At 57.3% G+C, this 22,935-nt stretch carries 22 protein-coding genes and 1 pseudogene; 14 read left to right on the top strand and 9 right to left on the bottom strand.

The genetic code is table 11. The features are described 5' to 3' along the window. Positions 1 to 463: 463 nt before the first annotated feature. The gene (gene lldD, locus M0974_RS11655; RefSeq protein ID WP_297836381.1) at positions 464 to 1,606 is read right to left on the bottom strand and encodes an FMN-dependent L-lactate dehydrogenase LldD; all 1,143 of its coding nucleotides are present in this window, start codon (positions 1,604 to 1,606) and stop codon (positions 464 to 466) included. Positions 1,607 to 1,738: 132 nt separating this feature from the next. Between lldD and M0974_RS11660 the strand changes: the two genes are divergently transcribed. From M0974_RS11660 to M0974_RS11680, 5 genes and pseudogenes are all read left to right on the top strand, one after another. Next, positions 1,739 to 2,623: a LysR family transcriptional regulator gene (locus M0974_RS11660; RefSeq protein WP_297836383.1), complete on the top strand. Its 885-nt coding sequence runs from the start codon at positions 1,739 to 1,741 to the stop codon at positions 2,621 to 2,623. 110 nt (positions 2,624 to 2,733) lie between these two features. Beyond that, positions 2,734 to 2,820: pseudogene (locus M0974_RS11665) on the top strand (DUF979 family protein); the annotation flags it as partial. A gap of 332 nt (positions 2,821 to 3,152) precedes the next feature. Beyond that, the gene (rbsK, locus tag M0974_RS11670; protein WP_297836384.1) at positions 3,153 to 4,091 is read left to right on the top strand and encodes a ribokinase; all 939 of its coding nucleotides are present in this window, start codon (positions 3,153 to 3,155) and stop codon (positions 4,089 to 4,091) included. A gap of 39 nt (positions 4,092 to 4,130) precedes the next feature. Further along, positions 4,131 to 5,462, top strand: coding sequence for an L-fucose:H+ symporter permease (fucP, locus tag M0974_RS11675; protein WP_297836385.1), 1,332 nt, complete (start codon positions 4,131 to 4,133; stop codon positions 5,460 to 5,462). Continuing rightward, a complete protein-coding gene (locus M0974_RS11680; RefSeq protein ID WP_297836387.1) occupies positions 5,459 to 6,541 on the top strand; it encodes an aldose 1-epimerase family protein in 1,083 nt (360 codons plus the stop codon). Before fucP ends, M0974_RS11680 begins: the two co-directional genes overlap by 4 nt. A 176-nt stretch (positions 6,542 to 6,717) precedes the next feature. Here the strand turns inward: M0974_RS11680 and deoR are convergent, their stop codons facing one another. The 3 genes from deoR to M0974_RS11695 all read right to left on the bottom strand — a co-directional run bounded on the left by deoR (position 6,718) and on the right by M0974_RS11695 (position 9,417). Then, positions 6,718 to 7,488: a DNA-binding transcriptional repressor DeoR gene (gene deoR / locus M0974_RS11685; protein WP_297836414.1), complete on the bottom strand. Its 771-nt coding sequence runs from the start codon at positions 7,486 to 7,488 to the stop codon at positions 6,718 to 6,720. Between the two features lie 98 nt (positions 7,489 to 7,586). Further along, complete coding sequence (locus tag M0974_RS11690) at positions 7,587 to 8,327, bottom strand: thioredoxin family protein (RefSeq protein ID WP_297836388.1); 741 nt, start codon at positions 8,325 to 8,327, stop codon at positions 7,587 to 7,589. A gap of 127 nt (positions 8,328 to 8,454) precedes the next feature. Beyond that, on the bottom strand, positions 8,455 to 9,417 hold the full coding sequence (locus M0974_RS11695; protein ID WP_297836390.1) for an alpha/beta hydrolase: 963 nt from the start codon (positions 9,415 to 9,417) through the stop codon (positions 8,455 to 8,457). A gap of 245 nt (positions 9,418 to 9,662) precedes the next feature. On the opposite strand from M0974_RS11695, the gene M0974_RS11700 reads away from it, so the two are divergent. From M0974_RS11700 to arsH, 4 genes are read left to right on the top strand one after another with little or no spacing between them, the layout of a single operon-like run. After that, positions 9,663 to 10,013: a metalloregulator ArsR/SmtB family transcription factor gene (locus M0974_RS11700; protein ID WP_297836392.1), complete on the top strand. Its 351-nt coding sequence runs from the start codon at positions 9,663 to 9,665 to the stop codon at positions 10,011 to 10,013. A 30-nt stretch (positions 10,014 to 10,043) separates the two neighbouring features. Beyond that, on the top strand, positions 10,044 to 11,333 hold the full coding sequence (locus tag M0974_RS11705) for an arsenic transporter (RefSeq protein ID WP_297836415.1): 1,290 nt from the start codon (positions 10,044 to 10,046) through the stop codon (positions 11,331 to 11,333). A 9-nt stretch (positions 11,334 to 11,342) separates the two neighbouring features. Beyond that, positions 11,343 to 11,819, top strand: a complete 477-nt coding sequence (locus tag M0974_RS11710; protein ID WP_297836394.1) for an arsenate reductase ArsC — start codon at positions 11,343 to 11,345, stop codon at positions 11,817 to 11,819. Beyond that, the gene (arsH, locus tag M0974_RS11715) at positions 11,812 to 12,543 is read left to right on the top strand and encodes an arsenical resistance protein ArsH (protein ID WP_297836396.1); all 732 of its coding nucleotides are present in this window, start codon (positions 11,812 to 11,814) and stop codon (positions 12,541 to 12,543) included. Before M0974_RS11710 ends, arsH begins: the two co-directional genes overlap by 8 nt. Before the next feature lie 29 nt (positions 12,544 to 12,572). On the opposite strand, the gene M0974_RS11720 is transcribed toward arsH, so the two are convergent. Then, a complete protein-coding gene (locus M0974_RS11720) occupies positions 12,573 to 13,442 on the bottom strand; it encodes a LysR family transcriptional regulator (RefSeq protein WP_297836398.1) in 870 nt (289 codons plus the stop codon). 98 nt (positions 13,443 to 13,540) lie between these two features. On the opposite strand from M0974_RS11720, the gene M0974_RS11725 reads away from it, so the two are divergent. Continuing rightward, on the top strand, positions 13,541 to 14,467 hold the full coding sequence (locus M0974_RS11725; protein ID WP_297836400.1) for a DMT family transporter: 927 nt from the start codon (positions 13,541 to 13,543) through the stop codon (positions 14,465 to 14,467). Between the two features lie 157 nt (positions 14,468 to 14,624). Here M0974_RS11725 and msrA read toward each other — a convergent pair whose 3' ends face one another. From msrA to msrB, 3 genes are all read right to left on the bottom strand, one after another. After that, the gene (gene msrA / locus M0974_RS11730; RefSeq protein ID WP_297836416.1) at positions 14,625 to 15,275 is read right to left on the bottom strand and encodes a peptide-methionine (S)-S-oxide reductase MsrA; all 651 of its coding nucleotides are present in this window, start codon (positions 15,273 to 15,275) and stop codon (positions 14,625 to 14,627) included. 91 nt (positions 15,276 to 15,366) lie between these two features. Then, positions 15,367 to 17,139 (bottom strand): cytochrome c biogenesis protein DipZ, encoded by a 1,773-nt coding sequence (locus M0974_RS11735; RefSeq protein WP_297836401.1) that lies wholly within the window; start codon positions 17,137 to 17,139, stop codon positions 15,367 to 15,369. A 48-nt stretch (positions 17,140 to 17,187) separates the two neighbouring features. Continuing rightward, positions 17,188 to 17,709, bottom strand: a complete 522-nt coding sequence (gene msrB / locus M0974_RS11740) for a peptide-methionine (R)-S-oxide reductase MsrB (protein WP_297836403.1) — start codon at positions 17,707 to 17,709, stop codon at positions 17,188 to 17,190. Positions 17,710 to 17,878: 169 nt separating this feature from the next. Here msrB and M0974_RS11745 point away from each other — a divergent pair, with 169 nt between their 5' ends. Together M0974_RS11745 and M0974_RS11750 are read left to right on the top strand one after the other, a co-directional pair. Further along, a complete protein-coding gene (locus M0974_RS11745; RefSeq protein ID WP_297836405.1) occupies positions 17,879 to 18,601 on the top strand; it encodes a response regulator transcription factor in 723 nt (240 codons plus the stop codon). After that, positions 18,598 to 20,064 (top strand): HAMP domain-containing sensor histidine kinase, encoded by a 1,467-nt coding sequence (locus tag M0974_RS11750; protein WP_297836407.1) that lies wholly within the window; start codon positions 18,598 to 18,600, stop codon positions 20,062 to 20,064. The genes M0974_RS11745 and M0974_RS11750 overlap by 4 nt, the downstream gene beginning before the upstream one ends. A gap of 175 nt (positions 20,065 to 20,239) precedes the next feature. Here M0974_RS11750 and M0974_RS11755 read toward each other — a convergent pair whose 3' ends face one another. Next, positions 20,240 to 21,166, bottom strand: a complete 927-nt coding sequence (locus M0974_RS11755) for a LysR family transcriptional regulator (RefSeq protein WP_297836409.1) — start codon at positions 21,164 to 21,166, stop codon at positions 20,240 to 20,242. Positions 21,167 to 21,303: 137 nt separating this feature from the next. Here M0974_RS11755 and M0974_RS11760 point away from each other — a divergent pair, with 137 nt between their 5' ends. Together M0974_RS11760 and M0974_RS11765 are read left to right on the top strand one after the other, a co-directional pair. Beyond that, entirely contained in the window at positions 21,304 to 22,131 is an 828-nt protein-coding gene (locus M0974_RS11760) for a MaoC family dehydratase N-terminal domain-containing protein (RefSeq protein WP_297836410.1), read from the top strand. Positions 22,132 to 22,177: 46 nt separating this feature from the next. Next, on the top strand, positions 22,178 to 22,935 hold a 758-nt coding region (locus M0974_RS11765), incomplete at its 3' end, for an acyl-CoA dehydrogenase family protein (RefSeq protein WP_297836412.1).

Raw genomic sequence — 22,935 nt, forward strand, 5'->3', positions numbered from 1 at the left:
CAAATAACGTATTTGCACCGATGCCACCGTCTGGCACTGCTGGCCAACAGGCGCAGGCACGTCATTTGTCTTTCTTGACCTTGGTGGTGCGGAGGAAATCAAGGTAGAAATTAACCGCACCCAACACGGCGATGGCGAACAAGGCAATCATGCCGATTTGACTATTGCTCATGGCGTACTCCGGGTGGATCTGAAAGCGACTTATAATAATTAATCCAAAACGCCGGAGAAGGGAACGGGTTTTACCCTAGCTTTACAGAGTTGACCCTGTATTTACCGGGTCTTTACGTACGGGTGGTCATTTTCACTGAGATTTAATTTTTTTCAGATAAGTTGTAATGGGCAAGTCAGATTGCACAGCCACCGCATAAGTGGGTGTCCTTCCTATTGGGTAATTCATCAATTCGCCGCTACCCCTGTAGTCGTTGCACTTTGGCGGGCAATGAATACTGCATGGCGGCCTTCAACCGGCTGCTTGAACCAAGGTACTTGCGTCGATCTGCTCAATCGACGTCACCCCGGTCAACGTCATGGCCACACGCATTTCTTGGGCAAAAATCTCCAGCATATTCTCTACGCCACGCTGCCCATCGGCGGCCAGCGCATAGACCGTCGAGCGCCCGAGCAACACGCTTTTGGCGCCGAGGGCGAGCATGCGCACCACATCAAGACCCGAGCGAATACCAGAGTCGACTAACACCGTCAGATCACTACCGACAGCCTGGGCAATCGGCGGCAACGCCTTGGCCGTGGATAGCACGCCATCCAGCTGACGGCCGCCGTGGTTGGATACCACAATGCCGTCCGCCCCGAAGCTCACCGCATCCTTGGCATCCTGCGGGTCGAGAATGCCTTTGATGATCATCGGGCCTTTCCAGAACTCGCGGATCCACTCCAGATCCTTCCAACTGATGGACGGGTCGAAGTTGTTCGCCAGCCAGCCCACGTAGTCCTCCAGCGTAGTGGCCTTGCCCAAGTATTTGGAGATGTTGCCCAGGTCATGAGGGCGACCGAGGAGGCCAACATTCAACGCCCAGTCCGGCTTGGTCATGGCCTGCAAAATGCGCCGAGGCGCGGCGTACGGCCCAGACATACCGGAGTGAGCATCGCGATAACGGGCTCCGGGCGTCGGCATATCGACCGTGAACACCAGCGTTTTGACCCCGGCAGCCTGAGCACGCTCCAGGGCGTTCTTCATAAAGCCACGGTCTTTGAGCACATACAGCTGAAACCAGATCGACTGCGCGCTCTGTGATGCTACTTCCTCAATGGAGCACACCGACACCGTCGACAGGCAGAACGGAACCCCCTTATTCGCCGCTGCCTTGGCCGCTTGCACCTCACCGCGGCGCGCATACATGCCGGTCAGGCCTACGGGGCTGAGGATAATCGGCATATCCAGTGATTCGCCAAAGAGCGTGGTTTTCAGGCTCAAGCTATCGACATTCTTGAGGATGCGCTGCCGCAAACTGATATTGGCCAAGTCCGAACTATTGGCTCGCAGCGTATGCTCTGCATAGGCACCGCCATCGATGTAATCAAACAGAAAGCGTGGAAGTTTGCGTTTGGCCGCTACGCGGTAATCAGACGCCGACGAAATAATCATGACGGTTTTTCCTTGGGGAAGAAGTCTACTAAACGAGGCCGCAAGGCATTCGCTGTAGGTTCAGAGTAAGGAAATATCGACTATGATAATAACAACTTATACAACTGTAATTAAGTCGAAAATGGAATGCTTATGAACCTTCGAACATTACGCACCTTTGTTGAAGTGGTGCGTCAAGGCGGCTTCTCCCAGGCTGCCGAAGTGGTATTCCTTACCCAATCCACCGTCAGCAAGTCCGTCAAGACCCTGGAAGATGAGCTGGGCACGCCGTTGTTAAACCGTATCGGTCATCGAAGCGAACTAACCGCCGCCGGCGCAATCGTATATCGCCGCGCCCTTGTCCTGCTGGCCGAACACAACGATCTCATCGCCGAAATCAACGACCTGCGCGGCCTCAAAGGTGGCGTACTGCGCATCGGCCTGCCACCCGTGGGCAGCGGCGTACTCTTCGCCGCAATGTTCACCGAGTACCGTGCCCGCTACCCGGATATCGAAATTCAGCTCATTGAACACGGCGCAAGGAAACTGAATGAATGCCTGAAGTCAGGAGAAGTAGACCTGGCGGCGCTGTTAAGGATGAAATCGGTTAACGAAGAGTTCGATTACCAAGATGTGCGCATCGAACCACTGGTGGTCGTTATGGCAGAGAACCACCCAATGGCCGAACGCAGCAGCGTCGACATCGCAGACTTGGCCGATACGCCGTTTATCCTCTTTGAGGAAGGGTTTGCATTGAATGCCATGATTCAGGCGGCGTGCGACCGCAAAGGCGTTACGCCTAAGGTGACAGCACGCAGCGGTCAGGTCGACTTTATTGTGGATCTGGTTTCAGCAGGGCTGGGTGTGGCGTTTTTGCCGAGGATGCTGGCGCAGAAGCACTATCACAGCGGGATTCGGTTGTTAGCGCTGGATGAGCCGGATACGGATTGGTCTATCGCGTTGGCGTGGCGCAAGGACGCGCATTTGTCGCCTGCGGCGGGGGCTTGGTTGGCGCTGGCTAGGGCAATGAGGGAGTAGTCCGCCACTAAGGAAGTTCTGAAAAAGGCTTCCTGATTTGGCAAAACTACTGGCGCCCAGCCAATACCCCGTCACCTGGCTGGAGACGTGTTGCTTGGGAGATCGACCGCGTCGAATTACCGGACAAATACGCCGTCCTCAAAGCGCAAATCCCCACTGCGCTGGCGATGCTGCTGGTCAACATCGTGCTGATGTAGGCGCTGCTGGGTGGGTATCTGCTGACATACGCGTTTACCTCGGCGGTGACTTGGCACTTGAGTCTATCGAAAAGAGACTCGTTACCCAGTCCGCCATTAACGTCCCGAATGACATGTTGCAGACCGTGCTCAACCTTGCTGGAAAGTAACGTTCACCGCGGCCCGCTGAACAAAAATCCTCGCTGGAAACTCTATCGAGAGGCAAACGGCCATCGCCCGCTCGTGGGTAAACTCAAAAAAAGATTGGATAATCACAAAATATGTTATTAAAGTAACAAAAATAACAACGCATCGAGCGGTTCATCCTCGGCGCGAAAGAGGTCACCAGAACAATGAGCAAGATCGCGGTCATCGGCAGCAACATGGTGGATCTGATCACCTACATCGACCGGATGCCTCTTCAGGGTGAGACCCTCGAAGCACCTGGTTTTGCTATGGGGTGCGGCGGCAAGGGCGCTAATCAGGCGGTGGCTGCGGCGAAGTTGGGCGCAGAGGTGCTGATGGTGAGCAAGGTCGGTGACGACGTGTTTGCCGACAACACCTTGGCTAACTTTCAACTGTTTGGCATCGATACCCAACACGTGACCCGGGTTCCGGGTGTCTCCAGCGGTGTTGCGCCGATCTTCGTCCAAAGCGATTCGCACAACAGCATTCTGATCATCAAGGGCGCCAACGCGCACCTCAAGCCTGCTGATATCGACGCCGCTAGCGCAGCACTGCGTGACTGCGTCTTGATGGTCGTTCAGCTGGAAATCGAACTGGAAACGGTCTACCACGCTATCGAATTCGGCAAGTTGCATGGCATTCCCGTACTGCTAAATCCCGCGCCTGCGCTAGCAGGGTTGAGCCGTACCCATCTGGCAAAGCTCGACTTCCTGATCCCCAACGAAAACGAACTGGCGTTGATCAGCGGTCAGCCGGTCACCTCGCCAGAGTCAGCCTTGAGCGCTGCCCGGTTGCTGGTGGCTGACGGCATCCGTCACGTCATCGTGACCTTGGGCGAGAAGGGCGCACTGTATGTCGGCGAGGAGGGCGAGTTTCGTGTCAACGGGCAGGTCGTGGCCGCGCTGGACACCACTGGTGCCGGCGACGCATTTATCGGTTGTTTTGCTCATCACTGGACTCAAACCCGCGACATCAAACACGCCATGACGCTGGCCGTGGCCTATTCCGCCTGCTCGGTCACCGGGCGCGGCACCCAGACTTCCTACCCTGACACGCTGAGGTTTGCTGAGTTTGTGCAAAGCCACGTCTCGGAACGCCAGGCTTGACCTGATTGTTTCAATCCATGCATTTCACGGAGAACAATAATGACTAAGCCTGCGCTTCAACAGACGCCGGACGGGTTTTACCTCAACCGCACGCCTTGGTTTGCCTTCCTGCTGCTGTGCAGTATTTTTGCCCTGTGGGCAGCGGCTGCCAGCATGAACGACGTGCTAATCGCGCAGTTCAAAAAAGCCTTCTTGCTCAGCGATTTCCAGACCGCCTTCGTTCAGTCGGCGTTCTATCTCGGTTATTTCTTCGTCGCAATTCCAGCGGCGATGGTGGTCCGGCGCTTCAGCTACAAAACCACCATCCTTGTTGGTTTGCTGCTGTACATGTTCGGTTGCCTGCTGTTCTTCCCGGCAGCTTCTACCGCTAAGTACGGCATGTTCCTGCTGGCGTTGTTCGTGATCGCCGCAGGTCTGTCGTTTTTAGAAACCGCGTGTAATACCTACTCCACCTTGATGGGGCCACGGGAAACCGGCACTCGCCGTTTGAACATTTCCCAGACCTTTCACCCGTTCGGCGCCATGGCCGGGGTGTATGTCGGCAGCTTTGTGATGTTCAAGGAAAACGACGCCAGCCATGCGCAACTGTTGCAGATGAGCCCCGCAGATGCGGCGGTGCAGCAATTGCAGATGATTCAGTCCACGTTGCTACCGTACAAGTGGATGATCGCCGTTCTGGTGCTGATGTTCATTCTGGTGGCCGTTACTAAATTCCCAGCCTGCAAGGGCGTTATCAAAGCCAAGATCAAACAAAGCAGCGTCGGCGAAAGCCTGTCGCGCTTGCGCCGTAACCCACGGTTCCTGTTCGGTGTACTGGCGCAGTTCTTGTACGTTGGCGCGCAGGTGGGTGTGTGGAGTTTCACCATTCGCTTAGCGATGCAGATGGGCGGAATGAATGAGCGCAGCGCCTCGTGGTTTTTGCTCACCACCTTCGCCGCCTATTTTGTCGGCAAAGTAATTGCCAACCTATTGATGCGCAAAATGCACCCGGCCAAGGTCTTGGCCTTGTACGGCGTGCTGTGCATAGCATTGCTGGCCTACACAATTTTGGTGCCGAACATTTCTGCGGTGTATGCCGCCGTAGGTGTCAGCATCTTCCTCGGCCCGTGCTGGCCAACCATTTATGGTTTGGCCATCGATGGCTTGGGTGAAGACACCAGTGTTGGCGGTTCGCTGCTGGTGATGAGCATCGTCGGCGGCGGGGTGATTCCGATTTTCCAGGGCCTGTTGTCCGATTACACCGGGGGCAACATGCAACTGGCCTACAGCGTGCCGTTGGTGTGCTTTCTGGTCATCGTCGGCTACGCAATGCACTGCTTGCGCCAATCGAAAACCCAAGACGTACCGGTCGGTGCGGTGGCGGTTTCATGAGTGCCGTCGCGATGAAAACCACGACCGTTGCTTTGTTTCCGCAACTGTTCGCCGGGGCTGAAAAGACCTTGCTGGAGTCAGCTGACTTTACCGTCAAGGCCTGGACTTACCCGTCTGGCGTGCTGGCCTTGGCCCTGGAAAACAGCCGTGGACGCGTGGTGGTGTTGCCGTATCAGGGGCAGATGGTCTGGTCGGCAGAGTTTGATGGTTGTGACCTGACCATGCACAACATGTTCAGCCAGCCACGGCCAAGCCCGACAGTGATCGGCACGTATGGCTGTTTCATGTTTCACAGCGGCCTGCTGCGCAATGGTTGTCCCGGTCCGGACGATGCTCATCCACTGCACGGCGAAATGCCCTGCGCGCCCATGGACAGTGCCTGGCTGGAAATCGGTGAGGACGCAGCGGGGACCTTTCTCCGGCTCGGCGGTGACTACGAATACGTGCAAGGTTTTGGCGATCACTACCGTGCGCGTCCTAGCGTTACGTTACGCGCTGATTCGGCGTTGTTCGACATCGCCATGCACGTCACTAATCTTGCTGGCGTGCCCATGGACTTGATGTACATGGCGCACATGAATTACGCCTACGTCGAAGGCGGGCGCTTTGTCGAGCCGCTGGGCGTCGAACACACCCGAGTGCGCAGTAGCGTGCCGGCGCATGTTCGGCCAACACCGGCGTGGACGCGTTACATGGTGCAATTGACTGAAGAACCGTCGCGTTTGCAGGTGCTCGATACGCCTGAATTGTACGACCCGGAAATTGTCTGCTTTTTCGACGGCGTACGCGCGGACAGCCAAGGCAACGCGCATTTCTTGTTGAAGCATCCTCAAGGCGCGGCGTTTTACACACGCTTTAAGCCGGAGCAGTTCGAGCACGCAGCGCGCTGGATTCTGCACAACGCCGATCAGCAAGTGGCTGCGTTTATCTTGCCCGCCACCTGTGAGCCTGAGGGTTATACCGCCGAGTCCGCCAAGGGTCATGTTCGCTCGTTGGCGGCAGGGGAGAGTGCCCAGTTCGGTGTCACCACCGGGTATTTGACCGAGGCTGAGCGGCAAGCGCTTGAGCAGGGGTTCTGATTCGCGCGGCACATACACGTCCGGTGGGAGCGAACTTGTTCGCGAAATGCCACAACGCGGTCCGTTAGACAGACCGCGCCTACCGCTTCCCGAACAAGTTCGGTCCCACTGGATCTCGGTACGCCACAAACCCCGGTGGGTGTTTGGCCAAGACTTTATCTACAATGCCCCCTCACTCACACCACCAATTGCTTACCCGCAGCGCTCACTAGATCGCGGTACAGTTGCGGGATTTTTTTGTCGCTGATCACGTAGTGAAAGTCTTCCAGCGACGCAAAATGCGCGGTGCGTACGGCATCGAACTTGGAGTGGTCCGCCAGCAGCATGCACTGTTGCGCCTGGCGCAAAACCTTCTGTTTGACCTCGACCTCGTTGAGGTTGAAGCAGGTCACACCGAACTCTTGGCTGACTCCAGCGGCGGACAAAAATGCCCAGGTCAAGCGCACGCCATCGAGGATGCTGGTTTCGGCGTGGCTCTCGAACACCTGATTCTTGCGGTGAAAGGTGCCGCCACACAGCACGATGTTGCAGTTGGGCTTTTGCTGGAGCTTGAGCAGCACATTCAATGAGTTGCACACCGCCGTGAACTCCAGTTCGTCAGGGATAAAATCCACTACAAATGGAATCGTGGTGCCACAGTCGAAAAATACCGTATCTCCCGGCAGGATAAACGCTGCGGCCAGTTTTCCTATCCGGCGTTTTTCCTCTACGTGCCGGGCGTCCTGTTCGGTGACTCGATAATCACTGGCTTCGTTGCTGTCGAACACTCGCGTGATGTGGCCGCCCAGTAGGCGAAACTCGTCAGTGTGGCGACCCAAGTCACGCCGTAACGTCATCTCCGATACGTCCAGCAACGCTGCCATTTCTCGCAAGTGAATAGCTTTCTGGTCCTGCAACGCTTGCTGAATCAGTTTGATGCGGTCGGATTTTTTGGTTTCCACGGGTATGCCGGCAAAGAATTAAGATGTCATTAGTACAACACGCTTTGTGAGTGCCTGTGACATTTTTGCTTGCCGGCAGTGGTAAGCCCTGTCTCACCCTTAAGCTATTTTCGATTCGACGTCTTAGTCGGCGCATCTTCGTAGCGGTCATGGTGCCGAACCCAATCCATGATTACCTCCTCATTACGGCCTTTCGGGGTAAGGTCGAGGAAATTGTTGGTGCCGACCAACAGATCCAGCCCCCGGGCATACGACGAATACGTGTGAAAAATCTCTCCTGCATCATTCTTGTAGAACACGCTCAGCCCTGGCATTTCCTCGCCTGCGTCCTTGCTGGGTTCATAGTTGTAGGTGACGTTTCCCGCCTTGATCTGCTCAGGCTTTGCCGATACTTGGAAGTCATAATTGAAATCACTGCCGACAGACGACACCCATTTGAAGTCCCAGCCCATCCGCCGTTTAAACGCCTGAAACTCGTGGAAAGGCGCATGGGAAACGGCGACCACTGACACGTCATGGTGGGCCAGGTGCAGGTTGGCGCCGTCGATATGATCGGAAAGGAACGAGCAGCCAGGGCAGCCTTCCTTCCAGCCTGCACCGAACATGAAGTGATAGACCACTAACTGGCTATTACCACCGAACAAGTTGCTAAGGGTTTCAGTGCCATTCGCGCCTTCAAACCGATACGCCTTGTCCACCTTGACCCACGGCAGCGCGCGCCGCTCAGCGCTGAGTCGGTCACGTTCATGGGTGAAGTCTTTTTCGTGCTGAAGGTGCTGCGCGCGCGCCGCCAGCCATTGTTCCCGGGACACGACGTTGTGTTGTTCCATCGATTGCATGTTCATGGAGTTGTTCTCCCACGGTGTGTTTGAGGTGGTGAAACTCACCCCATAGTCGTTTGAATGGCGTGCAAATCGACAACCTGCCGAAAGAACATCGGGTTACCGACAACCAAACGCGTCCATCGCTGGATCAACCCGCCACGTTGCTCTCTGCGGGCTTTGCCGGTTTTGCCGTGGGAATTACCGCGTGGATGGCCGTATTGTCTGACTTCAACAGCGCCTTGATTGCCTGGCTATAGGCATCGCGGGCCAGGCTCATGCTGTTGTTATGCGTGCCGCCAGGAACCAACATCAAATTTTTTGGTTCCTGCGCAGCCTGGAAAAGCTCCTCACTGAAGCGCGGCGGCACAAAAGGGTCAGCGGTACCGTGGACAATCAGCACCGGCATGTGAATATCGGCGATCTTGTCGATGGAGTCGAATTTCTGCGACAGCAGCCAGCGTACCGGCAGCGAGGTTTTTGCCACTGCGGTTGCCACGTCAGCCAACGAAGTAAAGGTTGATTCGATAATCAACCCGCGTACCTGCTTGTCGCTGCCGTCGCTCTTCACGTCGCGGCCCAGTTCTACCGCCAGGTCAATCGCTACCGCACCGCCTAAGGAATGGCCGTAGATCAGGCGTTTATTGGCATCCGGTTGCAAGATTTTAAAGCGTGCCCACGCAATGCGCGCATCTTCGTAGACCGTGCGCTCCGATGGCAACGCACCTTGGCTTTGCCCAAAACCACGGTAGTCGATGGCCAGAATGGAATAGCCCATCGCGTGCAGTTGCTCAATGCGGAACAGCTGGCCAGTCAGGTTCCAGCGCGTGCCGTGCAAGTACAAGATTGACGGCGCGTCGGCCTTTGCCGCCGGCCACCACCAGGCGTGAATGTTTTGCGAGGTGCCAAAGGCCGGGGTCTTGAGCTCCAGCTCCTGAACCTCAGCCGGCAAACCGTGGTACCAACTGGCGGTGCCTGGCTCTATCTGGAACAACAGTTTGCGCTCTTCATGCTTGAGTAAAGCGCAGCTCGCCGGCAAACCGACGATCAACAACGCCATGAGCAGCCAGATCAAGCGGCGAGCCTTGAAGCGCGAAAAAAATGAGGTCGGCATGGCAGCTCTCCGCGCAGCGGTTCGTCAGTCAGTAGGGCGGTCATCTTACGTGTGCTCCGCAGGGTTCACGCTGATTTAGAGTTGGCTCAGGTGGGTCAGTGAAAGTGTCCATCAACGGGACGAAAATCTGTCCGACTTTCGGCCGCTCAACGTAACGCATCAATGGCGCATTTTGAAAGATGCTGTTTTTAAAAGCGCAGAATATATGTATATTCGAATATCCATATATATAGATCCGTCAGCGCATGAACATCGACCCCCCCGTTTTCTTCAAATGCCTAGGCGATGAAACGCGCGCCCGGATCATGCTGCTGTTGTGCGATGAAGAAGAGTTATGCGTGTGCGAGCTGATCTGTGCGCTAGACGACAGTCAGCCAAAAATTTCCCGTCACTTGGCCCAGTTGCGCGTCTGTGGCTTGCTTGAAGACCGCCGACAAGGGCAGTGGATTTATTACCGCCTGCAACCGACGCTGCCTGAGTGGGTGCTTGAAGTGTTACGAGTTACGCGTGATGCCAACCCAACCTGGATAGCCACCGACAGCAAACGGCTGGCGTCCATGGGCGAGCGACCTGTGCGATTAGCTGCTTGCTGCTGACCTTTCCACCCCGTGTTTTGAGTGCCTCAGATGTTATTGGCTGCATTGATTTTCGTGTTCACGTTGGTATTGGTCATCTGGCAACCCAAAGGCCTTGGCGTCGGCTGGAGCGCGGCCATCGGCGCGGGGTTGGCATTGCTGAGCGGGGTTGTTCATGTGGGCGATATTCCCACGGTATGGGCCATCGTCTGGAATGCGACAGCGACCTTTATCGCGGTAATCATCATCAGTTTGCTGTTGGATGATGCCGGGTTTTTCAAATGGGCGGCGCTGCACGTCGCCCGCTGGGGACGCGGCAGTGGCGGGCGCCTATTTGCGTTCATGGTGCTACTGGGCGCGCTGGTGTCCGCGCTGTTTGCCAACGATGGCGCAGCGTTAATCCTGACGCCGATTGTAATCGCCATGCTCACCGCGCTGCGCTTTTCGCCTGCTGCCACTTTGGCATTTGTCATGGCTGCGGGCTTTATTGCAGACACCGCAAGCTTGCCATTAGTGGTGTCGAACCTGGTCAACATCGTCTCTGCGGACATCTTCAAGATTGGTTTCGCTGAGTACGCTTCCATCATGTGGCCGGTCAATCTGGTGAGCGTGGCTGCCACGTTGTTGATGCTTTGGCTGTACTTTCGCAAAGACATCCCCGGCCAGTACGACCCCAGCCAACTTGAAGCACCCGCTGCCGCTATCCGTGATCGAGCCACCTTTAGCGCGGGCATTTGGGTTTTGGGTTTGTTGCTGATAGGCCTGTTTGCCCTAGAGCCTTTAGGCATACCCATCAGCGCAGTGGCGGCCGTGTGTGCCGTTTTGCTGCTGATAATCGCCGCACGCGGCCACGTGATCTCGGTGCGCAAGGTCATCAAAAATGCCCCGTGGCAGATCGTCGTGTTCTCGCTGGGCATGTACCTGGTGGTGTATGGCCTGCACAACGCTGGCCTGACCCAGGCACTGACCGCGCTGCTCGCACGCTTTGCGGAACACGGCATTTGGGCTGCTGCGATGGGCACCGGGCTGACGTCGGCAGTGTTGTCCTCGATCATGAACAACATGCCAACGGTGCTGATCGGCGCGTTGTCGATCGAAGGCACGCAAAGCACCGGTGTGATTCAGCAGGCGATGATTTACGCCAACATCATCGGCAGCGACCTAGGCCCGAAAATCACCCCCATCGGTAGCCTCGCGACGCTGCTTTGGTTGCACGTGTTGGCCACTAAAAACATCCGTATCAGTTGGGGCTACTACTTCAAGGTCGGCAGCGTGCTGACCTTGCCGATTTTGATCGTCACGCTGGCCGCGTTGGCACTGCGTTTGAGTTTTTCTGCTTAGGAGGCTTCGATGAAAATACTGTTCATGTGTACCGCCAATAGTTGCCGGAGCGTGCTGTCCGAAGCGTTATTCAATCATCTGGCGCCTGCGGGTTTGCACGCCGTCAGCTCCGGCAGCTTTCCCAGTGGACAGCTCAATGCACGGGCTCTGGCTACGCTGGAAAAGGCCGACGTTTCAATTGAAGGGCTGTACAGCAAAGGCTCAGAAGTTTTTGCTGATTCGCCGCCTGATATCGTCATCACCGTCTGTGATAAAGCTGCAGGTGAGACGTGCCCTGTCTACTTTGGCCCAGCCATTAAAAGCCATTGGGGCCTGGCTGATCCTTCCGACGTTCAGGGCAGCGAAGCAGATATTCAGGCTGCATTTGAAGTGACCGTAGCGATCATCGAACAGCGCTTCAGCGCATTATTCGCGCTGAATATTGAAGGCCTTTCGGCCGAGGAACAGAAAGCCGCGCTGGATAACATCGGAGGCCTGTATGACTGAAGAATCGATTTACGACGATGGGCTACCCAACCTGGACCTTGATCTGCTGCACATAGCGCAGCCCGAGGCCTTCAGTGCGGGCTCGACATCCACGCACAAACCACGAATTTTGCTGCTGTACGGTTCAACCCGCGAGCGCTCTTTCAGCCGCCTGTTGACCGAAGAGGCGGCGCGTGTACTTCAACTGTTGGGGGCAGACACGATCATTTTCGACCCGACGGGATTACCGCTGCCCGATTCGGTCCCGGTAGAACATGCAAAAGTTCAGGCATTGCGCGAGCTGGTTTTATGGTCGGAAGGCCAGGTGTGGTGTTCTCCGGAACGCCACGGTTCGATGTCAGCCGTGTTCAAGGCGCAGATCGACTGGATTCCGTTGACCATGGGCGCTGTGCGTCCCACCCAGGGGAAAACCTTGGCGGTGATGCAGGTGTGTGGCGGTTCGCAGTCGTTCAATACGGTCAACCAACTGCGTGTATTGGGTCGCTGGATGAGGATGCTAACCATCCCCAACCAATCTTCGGTGCCCAAGGCTTTCCTGGAGTTTGACGAGCAGGGGCGGATGAAGCCTTCCTCTTATTACGACCGCATGGTCGATGTCATGGAGGAACTGGTGAAATTCACGCTGCTGATGCGTGGTCGCGAAGCGCTGCTAGTGGACCGCTACTCCGAACGCAAAGAAAGCGCGGAAGAGCTATCAAAGCGGGTCAATCAACGCGCTATCTGAGGCCCGGCAGATGGGGTTATGCGCGCAAGTTATAACCGAAAGTGCTCGCTTATCAGCTGAACCAACACTTCAGCGGCCGCACTCGCGGGGCCCGGCGCCCTCATCAGTTTCAATTCATGCAGCGCCAGTTGCGGGAAGCCATCGTCAATGGTCAGCTCGCGCATGTCATCGGCCAGCCGAGCGCGGTCGACGATGCCGATGGCAAGGCCAGCGCTGATGGTCATTTCCAGCGCCATGACCCCGGCACTCATGACCACCGTGCGCCATCGCCGCTGCGATTGCGCCAAGGCATCAATGGCCACTGCGCGATACGGGCAGCCTTTACCGTGCAGCGCCAACGGAACCGGCTTGGTGCTGTCCACCCGATATTGATGTGCCGCGACCCATACCGGTTGGGTAGTGCCAAAGGTCCGCGCGGGCTGATCATCGGGCGGGGGCGTGCCCATGGGCTCTACCACCAACGCCAGATCCAATTGGCCGCGGGTCAGTCGGGTTCGCAAACGCCCGCTGGAACCGGTCTCGATTTCCAGCTCGATGTGCGGAAAATGCGTGGTCAGTGACGGCAATGTGCATTGCAGCAAGGCGCCAGCGTACTCCTCGGAAATCCCCAACCGCACCCGACCGCTGGCAACTGGATTACTGAAGCTGTCGAGCACCTGGTCATGCATCCTCAGCAGCTCAGCGGTGTGCAAAGCGAACCGCCGCCCCAGCGGGGTCAGGGTCACGGTCTGGTTATCGCGTTCAAGTAATCGCCCACCCGCCACAGCCTCCAGGCGCCGCACATGCAGGCTCACCGCTGAAGGACTGCGATTGAGAAACGTCGACGCCGCCAGAAATTGCCCGAACCGGACAATGGCATGGAAGGTGCGCAACAGGTCGATATCCAGAGTAGTGGCCATGATTGAGTAATCCTGCATCAGTACTGCTAATCGTATCGTTTGATTGCATTGGTGTTGTATTCATACCCTGTTGCAGACTTCATGCACAGGTATTGCTAATGGCCTTCCGACCAACTGCTCTTTTAGTGGCATCAACTGACCCGCGTCGTCCGACACAGGCGATGTGGTTGGTCCATGGAGCGCTATTGGCCGCGATGGTGCTCAGTTGGAGTTCGGGCTTCATCGGCTACCGCTACGTGGCGGAGCAAGGCGGGGTCTTTTTGGCGACCTTCTGGCGCTTCGTGCTTGCTGCCTTAGTGTTGCTGCCGTTTGTGATGGGCGAATTACGCAGGCTGGATTGGCGAGATGGGGGGCGGCAAGGGTTGATTGGCCTGTTCGCGATTGCCGGTTACATCGGGCCCATCGCCAAAGCGATTGAATGCGGAGTGGCGCCGGGGACCACTGCATTGATCGCCAACCTGTTGCCGTTGATGATCGTATTGATGGCTGGTTTTATTCCAGGCCAACGCACCCGGGGTTGGCAATGGTTGGGGCTAAGCATCTGCGTGTCAGGAATGGTCATCGCCAGCGGCAGTGGAGTGGCGCTTGGAACCGCTGCCGGTTGGGCCTACGGCTTGCCGTTAGTGGGTGTGATGTCATTGGCCGCCGCGACCCATTACCAGAAACAACGCCCCAGCCAAATGCCGCGACTGTTGGCGCTGTTCATTCAGGTCTGTGCCTGTTTGCCAGTGTTCGCGGTGTTGGCAGCGTACGAAGGCAGCTTGCAACCGGTTGCGACCCTCAGCTTCGGCGTTGGGGTGGGATGGCTGGTCATACTGTCGACATTGGGCGGTTATGGGTTTTATTGGCTGTGTTTGCAGCGCTACAGCCTGCAGCGGGTCAGCAGCGCATTGTTCCTGACCCCGCCCGTCACGATGCTTTGGGCCCATCTGCAATTTGGTGATGCACTGACGTTGATCAGCGTGGTGGGCATTGGCCTGACATTGATTGGGTTGTGGGTTTTTAATCGACGAGTGCGCGCCTGAAACAAAATCTGCGCCATACACCGATCTGGTGGGAGGGAACTTGTTCACGAAGGCAACAACGCGGTCGCTCAGACAAACCGCGTCGACACGCTTTGTGAACAAGTTCCCTCCCACCGGAATCTATGGTGTTTTCAAGTTCAGCGTGAAATCTCGCCACTCAAAGCTTACCCACCAACACCGGATCAGCGCGGTATAGCGTTGGCACCAGTTCTTTCAAACTCTGCACTTTCGGCAAGTCATTCATGGCGATGTAGGGACTGGTTGGGTGCAAGGTCAGGTAGTTCTGGTGGTAGCCCTCGGCCGGGAAGAAGCTCTTGTGGTCTTCGATCTTGGTCACAATCGGCGCACTGAACACTTTTGATCCGTCCAGCTGTGCGATGTACGCCTGTGCGATTTTGTCTTGCTCAGGGTTCTGCGCAAAAATTGCCGAGCGGTACTGCGTGCCGCTGTCCGGCCCTTGACGGTTCAGCTCGGTGGGGTTGTGCGCGACGGAGAAGAACACCTGCAACAAACGCCCATAAGTGACTTTCGTCGGGTCATACGTCACCTGCACCGACTCCGCATGCCCGGTATCACCGGAGCCGACCTGCTCGTACTCAGCGGTATTCGCTTCGCCGCCGGCATACCCGGAGACTGCGTTTTCAACGCCGATCACGTGCTGAAACACACCCTGGACACCCCAAAAGCAGCCACCGGCAAATACTGCGACTTCGCTGTGTGACGTGCCGACTGGTTCATCCAGCGTCGGAGGGGCAATCGCCACCACCGGCTCAGCCGAGACCGCCGATTGCATCGACAAGCCCAACATTAGTGCCACGGCACCTGCGCAGCTCAGCGCCAGGGTTGCTTTATGTTTGGCAAAACTAAACGTACTCATGTTTTTAATCCTCACGCGCAGATCAACCGAAGGTAAAGGCATACGCCTGTACACCGGGGTCGAGAAACTCAATGGCAAAGGTGTGATCGGTCACTGGACCGGTTTGCCGCACCAACTGGTAAAGCCGTTGCGCAGTCACCGTGCCGCTGCCATCGGGCGCGATGTCGGTGCCGTGGTTGTCGCCGGGGGCTACGCCATCAACCAGCACCCGGAAACGTACCGGTTTGCCGTCTGCGCCTGGCCCAAGCACCAAGTGCAGGTCCCGCGCATGAAAGCGGTAAACGATGCTGCCAGGCGCACTGCCCAGCACGACTTGCTCCGGCTTCGCGGTCCAGGTGCCCGCCAAACCCCATTGGTTAAGGCTCGGTTGCACCGGTGCTGCGTAGCGGTGGGCCTGGTCGATCACTTGGTCACCGGCCGAGGCGAAGTTTTCTGCGCGGTCATAGCCGAGGTAGGTTTCCGGCGAGTTCATTTGCGCGTCGTCGGCGCTTTTCTCTACGCCTTGAGCATCGGCAACCACCACATCGCTCGATACGTTTTTCTGCCCGGCTTCTTTCAGCAGTTGCTGAATGACTTGTTCTGACTGTGCGTAATCACCTTCGCCAAAATGGTGATAGCGAATCTGCCCCTGAGCGTCGATGAAGTAATGCGCCGGCCAGTATTGATTGTTAAATCCCTTCCAGATGGCAAAGTTGTTATCCAGTGCCACCGGGTAGTTGATACCGAGGTCATGTACTGCTTTTTGGACGTTATTTGCATCTCGCTCGAAAGCAAATTCCGGAGCATGTACGCCGATCACCACCAGGCCTTGATCGTGGTATTTCTTCGCCCAGGCATTGACGTACGGCAGGCTGCGCAGGCAGTTGATGCAGGAATAGGTCCAGAAATCGATGAGCACGACTTTGCCCTTCAATTGTTCGGCGGTGAGTGGCGCGGAGTTCAGCCATTTCACCGCGCCGGAGAGGTCAGGTAACGTGCCTTCCACCGGTAACGATAGCGGCGAATTCGCAGCGCTCTGCGAGCCGACTTTCATCATGCCGTTGCCCTGTACGTCAGGCGATGGCGAGGCGACCGGCGACAGCTTATCCAGTAGCTTTTGTTCAAGCCCTGCAGTGGCCACGGTAGAGACTTTGGTCAACAAACCTGTATCCAGCCCCAATGCAATGGCGACGACACCGCACAACATGGCAGCACCCAAACCCCGACGCAGCCATTCCCCTGCGCCCAACGAGCGCTTCATCGCAGTGAACAGCTTGCCGCCGATCAACAGGGCCAGCGCCAATGATGTGGCCGCACCAGCGGCATAGGCCAGCAGCAACAAACTGGTGCCGACACTGGCGCCATGCAGCGCGGCACCGGTCAGCACTAAGCCCAGAATCGGCCCGGCACACGGCGCCCACAACAGGCCAGTGGCTACCCCCAGCACAAACGACGATTTGACGCTGGACTTGCCGTGCTCAGTACGCGCCGAGTTGGACAGGCGATCGCCCATGGACACCAGCGGCCGGGTCAAACGGTCGGCCAGGTGCGGGAACAACAAGGTCACGCCGAAAAACGCCATAAGTGCGATTGCCAGCCAGCGCCCGTATTGGTTGGCCTGCACCACCCAGCCGCCGCCGACTGCGGCCAAGGTAGCGACCAGGGCGAAGGTCAACGCCATACCGCACAGCAACGGCAAACCACTGCGGCGGAACGGTTCACCGGAGCGGGCGAAGACAAACGGCAGTACCGGAAGGATGCAGGGGCTGAGAATCGTCAGCACGCCACCCAGGTACGACAAAATGATCAATAACATAGCCTTCAGTCCTTATTGTTGCTCAGTTGTCGCGAGTCATTGGCTGACTCAAGTCTGTCCGGGCGCAAACGTCAGGGCAACGCCGTTCATGCAATAGCGCAGACCGGTGGGGGCTGGGCCGTCGTCGAACACGTGGCCCAAATGACCGCCGCAACGACGGCAATGCACTTCGGTGCGCTCTACGCCCAATGAAGTGTCCTTGTTTTCCACCACGGCGTTCGCCAGCGGTGACGTGAAGCTCGGCCAACCGGTGTGGCTTTCGAACTTGGCGCTGGAAGAAAACGCCTCAAGCTGACAACCGGCGCAGGCAAATCGACCGGATCGGTGTTCGCCATTCAGCGGGCTGCTGTAGGGCCGTTCAGTGTCACTTTTACGCAGCACCTCGAACTGATCGGGCGTTAACAATGCGTGCCACTCGGCGTCACTGTGCGTCACCTCAAATACTTCGGTCGCGCGGGCTGTGGTAGCCGGCAGCGGCGACGCAGCAAAGGCGCGCAGACCGAGTACGCCGCTGGCAGCCAGCGCCACACCGGCGCTGCCGTAAATAAGAAACCACCTTCTGGAGTGCATAACGTTCACTTGGAGTGAGTGGGTGTGCTGCTATTCTTTGGCGCAGGCGGTCCCCAAGTCCTCACGCAAAGTTAAATTAATTGTGAAGATTGGCTGCCGCGGAATCTTGCACAATGAACGTCCTGTCGCATGCCCTGTGCGCCCGGCAACTTATTCCCGAAGGCTGACAATGGATGTGCCCAAGCGCGTACTGATCGTCGAAGATGACCTGCACATCGCTGGCCTGTTGCGCCTGCATTTGCAGGACGAAGGTTATGCCGTGACCCATTGCGCCGACGGTAATGCCGGGCTGGCGCACCTGGAACAAGGCGGCTGGGACGCGCTGATCCTCGATTTAATGCTGCCCGGCGTGGACGGCCTGGAGATCTGTCGCCAAGCCCGGGCCATGGCTCGCTATACACCAATCATTATCACCAGCGCCCGATCCAGTGAAATGCACCGGGTATTGGGCCTTGAACTGGGCGCCGACGACTACTTGGCCAAGCCATTTTCGATGTTGGAGCTGGGGGCGCGGGTCAAAGCATTGTTGCGCCGAGTGGACGCGCTGGAGAAAAACCTGCGCACCGTCGCGGGCAAGATCGAGCTGAACGGTCTGGCCCTGGACCCGGTGACCCGTCAGGCCGAAGTGGACGGTAAGTACCTGGAACTCACGCCTCGTGAGTTCGACTTGCTGTATTTCTTCGTCAAAAACCCAGGCAAGGTTTTCTCGCGCATGGACTTACTCAATCAGGTGTGGGGCTACAAACACGACGGTTATGAACACACCGTGAATACCCACATCAACCGTCTGCGCTCCAAAGTTGAAGTCGATCCCGCCGAACCGGCGCGCATTTTGACGGTATGGGGTAAAGGCTATCGGTTTTCCCCTGATCGGGTGAGGTCGGCGGGATGAACTTGACGCTGTTACAGCGCCTGTCGGTAGCGTTTGCGATCCTGTTGCTGGCCTGTTGTGGCGCATCCGCCTGGCTGCAAATTCGCGCCAACGACCTGCATGAAAAAGAAGTGGTGCAAGGCTTGTCCCTCGGCCTCGCCGAGAGTATCGCCCGCGACAACAACATGATTGGCGCCAAGGCTGATGTCGTTCGCGGACTGTTCAGCAAGCTGATGAACGTCAATCCCAGCGTTGAAGTGTATTTGCTCGACAGTACCGGGCATGTCACGGGCGACGATGCTCCTGCCGGTCACTTGAAGCGCGACCGGGTGGACCTTGCGCCGCTGCATCAGCTATTGGCCGGCCAACCATTGCCGATCCTTGGCGACGATCCGCGCAGTCTCGATGGCGAGAAAGTGTTCAGCGTCGCCGCGTTGCACGTGGGGGATCAGGACCTCGGTTACATCTACGTGGTGCTGCTGGGCGAGGCTCACGATCAGCTTTCAGCTCAGGTGGCTGCCAGCTCAGTGTTGCGCACCACGTTGTGGTCCATGGGCTTGGTCTCGTTACTGGGGCTGGTGGCGGGGTTGATGGCGTTCCGCTTGATCACTCGGCCATTGCGGCGGTTAACCGACACCATGCGCGATTTCGACACCGAGGCAGAACCGGTCTTGCTGCCGGTGCTGGATCACCCGGGCGTCAGTCGCCGCGATGAAATTGCCGTGCTGGAAGCCAGTTTCGTGCAAATGGCCACCCGGATTGCTGAGCAATGGCGCACGTTGGTTGAGCTGGATCAGGACCGGCGTGAGGTGGTGGCGAATATCTCCCACGACCTGCGCACCCCGTTGGCGTCGATGCATGGCTATCTGGAAATGCTCTCGGTGAAAGGTGCAACCCTCAGCGAAGTCGAGCGGCAACGCTACCTGGCCGTGGCCCTGGCGCAGAGCAATAAGGTTCGGCAACTGGCGCAGGCCTTGTTCGAACTGGCGCGGCTTGAACACGGCGGGGTGCAGCCGCAGATCGAAGACTTCTCGCTGACAGACCTGATTCAGGACGTGTTTCAGAAATTCGAACTGATGGCCGAGGAGAAACAATCACGGCTGGTAGCGGTCTTACCGCGCTCATCGTCGATGGTCTCGGCGGATTTGGGCTTGATCGAGCGCGTGTTGACCAACCTGATCGACAACGCCATTCGCCACACCCCTGCGGGCGGCACAATCGAGGTTGAACTCAGGCACGAGGCGGAGAAAGTCATCGTCATCGTCAGCGACAGCGGCCCGGGTATTCCAGAAGAACTGCTGGAAAGCCTGTTCCGCCGGCCCTTCAGCCAAACCGGTGATCGACGTACTGGCGGCCTTGGGTTGCTGATCGTGCGGCGCATTCTGCAACTGCATGGTTGCCAGATACACCTGCTGTCGACACCGGGCAAGGGTGCATCGTTTTGCTTTGAATTGCCTGCGATGGGCAGTAAAACCTTGGCATGAAATAGGCACACCGAGTTGCGGCATTCGCAGGCAAGCCTGCTCCCACAGGTTTTGATCCCACCGAACATCTTGAGGCGGATACAAAACCTGTGGGAGTTGGCTTGCCGACGAAGGCGTTGGGTCAGGCACACGCGGGATTTCCGCAAACACACAATCTCTGCGGCAGTGAATTTATTCACGAAGGGGCCGCCACAGACGGTACACCCTCCACAGCGACCTCCGGCATCAACGTCGCAATCAACGCCCGCACAGTGCCCGGTAACGCATCCAGTTCCCTCACCAAAATACTGCGCTCACGAATCGCCCACGGTTCATCAAGCTCAATAATCTCCAGTTCCATCGTACGGCTGTGCCGCAGCGCCGCGGATTCAGGAATAATCCCGATCCCCACCCCAGCCTCAACCATCCGGCAAATGGCCTCGAAACTCGACACCTGAATCCGCAACGACAAGTTTTGCCCTAGCCGTTCAACGTGATCACGCAGAAAGCTCAGCAACGTGCTGCCTTCATGCAGGCCAATGTGTTGAAACGCTAAGGTCTGTTTCAACGTCACCGGTTGTTTTGGCCCGGCCAACACATGCCCCACGGCCACCACCAGCACTAAGCGGTCGGTACTAAAATGCATCACCTGCAAGCCAGCTGCCTCAACCGGGCCGGCAATAATCCCCATGTCGGTGCTGCCATCCAAGACCCCACGAACAATATCTCGCGACAAACGCTCTTGCAGATCGACCGTCACCCCCGGCCGTTTCGCCAGAAAACCAGCCAACACTTCCGGCAGAAACTCGGTCACCGCCGTGGTGTTGGCGAAGATCCGTATGTGCCCAGCGGAGTCTGTGCCGTATTGGGTGAACTCCGATTTCAGGTAATCCACCTGACGCATGATCAGCCGCGCATGTTTGAGCAAGCGTTGCCCGGCCGGGGTCAATTCAACGCCACGGCTGTCTCGGTACAACAGGCGCGTATCGAGTTGACTCTCCAGCGCCTTGATTCGAGCACTGGCCGCCGCCGGTGACAGAAACGCCCGGCGAGCGCCTTGGGTCAGGCTTGGCGACTCGCCAATGTGGATAAACAAACGCAAGTCGGCCAGATCGAAGTGCATGGACGTCTCCTGAAAAAACGGTGGGCGTTCAGCATATATGAACGCCGGGTTACGCAAATGCAAATTCTCAGAATGCCGAGCGCCTTGCATGATCCTTCCCAGAACAATGACTGGCCCCAAAAAAGAGGGAACCGCGCATGAGTGCTGTAGATTTTACTGCCTGGCTGGGACGCACCGAAGAGGCTCAGGATCAATTGAGCCGTAACTTGATCAAGCGCATCGCCGCGACTTTCGGTGAAGACGCACCTGCCCATGGGGCCGCTTTACCGCCGCTGTGGCAGTGGTGCTTCTTTCAAGAACCGGTGGCTGAATCCCAACTCGGCACTGACGGCCACCCAGCGCGCGGCGGTTTTCTGCCCCCAGCAGACAATCGCAACCGCATGTGGGCCGGTGGCCGTATCGAATTTATCGAACCGTTGCGCGTAGGCGCCGATGCGCATCGGCTGTCGACCATCACCCATATCGAAGAAAAAATTGGCCGCACCGGTGCGTTGCTGTTTGTCACCGTGCGCCACGATTACTCCCAGGATGGACGGCTGGCGATCCGCGAAGAGCAGGATATCGTTTACCGCGAACCCAACCCACCCAAGCAGAGCAGTGGCCAGGCGGTTGAGGAGGGTGATTGGAGCGAAAGCATCGAGCCGACCCCGACGCTGCTATTTCGTTACTCCGCCGTGACCTTCAACGGTCACCGCATTCATTACGACTACCCCTACGTCACGGAAACCGAAGGCTACGCCGGGCTGGTGGTTCACGGGCCGATGATCGCCACGTTGAGCCTGCGCGCATTTTGCCGGGCCAATCCCGATGCGCGCCTGCGGCATTTTTCCTATCGCGGCGTGCGGCCGTTGATCGCGCCGCAACCGTTCAGTGTCGGCGGACGAATTCTCGAACCCGGCAAAGCGCAGTTGTGGGCGGGCAATGACGCCGGTGTCGGCCAAAGCGCTGAAGTCTTGTTCGACTAATTTCCTTTTGATAAATGCGTCCCTCGGGGCGCATGAGAAACTGATGATGAACCCGAATAACAATGAAGAACTGAATGCTATCCGCGAAGGCGTGCGCGCCTTGTGTGCCGAATTCGACGCTGCTTACTGGCGCAAGATCGACGAAGAAAAGGGCTTCCCGGAAGCCTTCGTCAAAGCGCTGACTGACGCTGGCTGGTTATCCGCGATGATCCCTGAGCAATACGGCGGCTCCGGCTTGGGTTTGGCCGAAGCCTCAGTGATTCTTGAAGAAGTGAATCGCTGCGGCGGCAACTCCGGCACCGTCCATGGTCAGATGTACAACATGTTCACCCTGCTGCGCCACGGCAGCGATGCACAGAAAAGCTATTACTTACCGAAGCTGGCCAGCGGTGAATTGCGCCTGCAATCCATGGCAGTGACGGAGCCCAGCACCGGCACCGACACCACCAAGATCAAGACCACCGCCGTGAAACAGGGCGACAAGTACGTGATCAACGGCCAGAAAGTCTGGATCTCCCGGGTTCAGCATTCCGACCTGATGATCTTGCTGGCGCGCACCACGCCGCTGGCCGAGGTCAAGAAGAAATCGGAAGGCATGTCGATCTTCCTGGTGGACCTGCGCGAAGCGATTGGCAACGGCATGACCGTGCAACCGATTGCGAACATGGTCAACCACGAGACCAACGAACTGTTCTTCGACAACCTGGAACTGCCTCTCGATAGCCTGATCGGTGAGGAAGGTAAAGGCTTCAGGTACATCCTCGATGGCCTGAACGCCGAGCGCACCTTGATTGCTGCTGAATG

Source organism: Pseudomonas sp. (genome assembly GCF_026224925.1).
Classification (GTDB): Bacteria; Pseudomonadota; Gammaproteobacteria; order Pseudomonadales; family Pseudomonadaceae; genus Aquipseudomonas.